The sequence below is a fragment of the Vibrio sp. 1288 genome, from assembly GCF_033344475.1.
In genome coordinates this window covers 1-672 of record NZ_JAWPOX010000587.1, presented here as the reverse complement: position 1 = coordinate 672, position 672 = coordinate 1, and the positions used below count along the sequence as shown (strand labels likewise).

The window sequence follows — 672 nt, the reverse complement described above, 5'->3', positions numbered from 1 at the left end:
GTCAATGTGAACGTGGTCAACACTGAGTGACGGATGAGTGAATCTAAATGGAAAGCTATGGAATAGAAAAGGGCGGGTGGAAGATAGGGGAAGAGGGCTCTTCCCCTTAGTATTTCGAGTGCTGAGGTTTTACTTTATGTGGAAAATTTGTTCAGTTTCAAGAGACGTCATCGCGCGAATTTGACGCCAAATGTAGTAAAAAATACCAAACATCATCAACATGCTAGGAATGGCGATCATTGGGTAGCTGTAAAGTGTCAACTTACCGAGCTCTTCATTGAAGGCTGCAGTGCCTGATGGACTGGTGACGATCCACGTAGCAAGGAAGTAGTTCATTGCAGATGAGAATGCAAAGGTGCTTGCGAACAAGTAGTTCGAAGACATTAGGCAACGTTCGAACGCATCGGTTTTACCATTTTCTCTCAAACGCTCGTTAATCAACGCGAGGTTCAAAACCGTGTCGTTCAATACCATTTTTTGCATCAATGGGTAGCGGGTAAAAGTGGAGCCCAATACCGCGATGCCGATCAGGCCGGGAATCAAGGCTTCTTTCAAGGCTAACCAGCGAGTATCAAGCTCCAACAAGCCGATGCCACCAGTTAATAATACGCTGATAAAACCAAGTGCTGAGATAAAGTTAAATTTCTTGTTGCGGATGAGATCCATACCGCC

Annotated in this window: 1 protein-coding gene; it reads right to left on the bottom strand. The window is 45.1% G+C overall.

The annotated features are described in order from the left end of the window. Positions 1-129: 129 nt before the first annotated feature. Positions 130-672, bottom strand: a 543-nt coding sequence (locus R8O11_RS28185; RefSeq protein ID WP_318194994.1) for a VC0807 family protein, incomplete at its 5' end; no start/stop codon positions are given.